Origin of the sequence: Priestia flexa NBRC 15715, from assembly GCF_001591565.1 — a bacterium.
Lineage (GTDB): Bacteria > Bacillota > Bacilli > Bacillales > Bacillaceae_H > Priestia > Priestia flexa.
Window position 1 is genome coordinate 1 of sequence record NZ_BCVD01000233.1, and the last position, 1,380, is coordinate 1,380.

Below are 1,380 nucleotides of genomic sequence, written 5' to 3' on the forward strand. Positions count from 1 at the left end.
CACTAACGTCGCATAAATATTGACTGAATTTTCTGTTTTATTATTTTTCCGTTTGAGAAGAAAAATGAAGACACGTGAACAGAGGTAGTAATCATCCATTTTTTCACTATAACCTTTGGCGAGGGCGACAGAGACGGTTAAACCTTTACGGGACAGCTCTTCCTGCTATTTTTCGAATCCAAATGTGTGCGGATTTCCACGGTGCTGCTTTTAACAACCGACTAATTTGTAAGTACGTCCGTGAACTGTTTGTACCCAACTGAGCCAGTACGTTTAAACAGTAGACAACCATCGCGATGTACACTTGATTATGGACAGCTTGTTCGCTTTGTCCGTAGAACTTTTTGATGTTCAAGTGTTGTTTCATCCACTTGAAAAACAGCTCGATTGCCCAGCGTGATTTGTACAGTTCAGCGAGTTCATCCGCATTTAAGTCGAAACGATTCGTGATGAGGTGCAGCTCATTCCCTTTTGAATCCATCACTTTCAGTAGTCGAAACTCATTACCAGCCCGACTTTGTGCTGTGCCCAAAGAAATCATTTCATCTGATAAAACAGTTGAATTTTTTGGAAGGTGAAATTTCTCGATTTGATGTGTAACGGCGTTTTTTCGTAAGCGTGAGACAAAGAAATACCCGTCGTCTGTCATACGGTCAAATTGCTTGTAATCCAAGTAACCACGGTCAAAAACATACATGCACTCTTTGTCGTCAACAAGTACTTCTAGCTGACCTCGATCATGTTCAATCGCATTCGTTAACACCGCTTTATCCGGGTATGAACAGCCCTTTTCTAAGTAAACAAGACGTAAATGGAGCTTAATGCCTGATTTTGTTTTGCGGAATTCAGCCCATTTATGATTGTTCAGGTTCAATGGTAACGTACTTGAGTCGATGATTTTCAGTGGTGTTGTCATTTTCCGTCGCTTTTCAAAATGCGTTTTCTTATGAATTTGCGCGACTAAATCTAGAAACACCTGCTGGAACACCTCTGTCGGCACTTGATTTAGCCGGCGTCCCAGTTGCGAAAAGCTAATTGATTCTAGTTCGGTTGCTTTTTGTAGGTCATCCGAGAATAACGTATCACTAACCGCACGTAGACTTTCGGTTTCGTTGAGTTGTGCGAATACGAGTAATTTCAAGAATGAAGCAATGTACAGCTTCTTTGTATAGTAATTTAATTGATAGGCTTCCACAAGTTCCTCTAGTTTTGTGGAGGAAATCGGTGAAAGCCATTGTTCAAATGATGTTTTTCGTGTAAACTTATCCATGTGTATGTCCTTTATTTTGGATTTGGATGGTTTACTACCACCCAACCATTATAAAGGATTTTTTTGTGCATGAATAATATTGCAGAAAATTCAGATTTATAAAGGGCTTT

The 1,380-nt window shown here is 39.9% G+C and carries 1 protein-coding gene; it reads right to left on the bottom strand.

Translation table 11 applies throughout. The annotated features are described in order from the left end of the window. Positions 1 to 145 precede the first annotated feature (145 nt). Positions 146 to 1,270, bottom strand: a complete 1,125-nt coding sequence (locus BFL01S_RS19595) for an IS4 family transposase (protein WP_061786720.1) — start codon at positions 1,268 to 1,270, stop codon at positions 146 to 148. Positions 1,271 to 1,380 lie beyond the last annotated feature (110 nt).

Excerpts from the sequence above, each read along its gene's own strand:
- BFL01S_RS19595 (WP_061786720.1), bottom strand. The coding sequence starts at position 1,270 with ATGGATAAGTTTACACGAAAAACATCATTTGAACAATGGCTTTCACCG.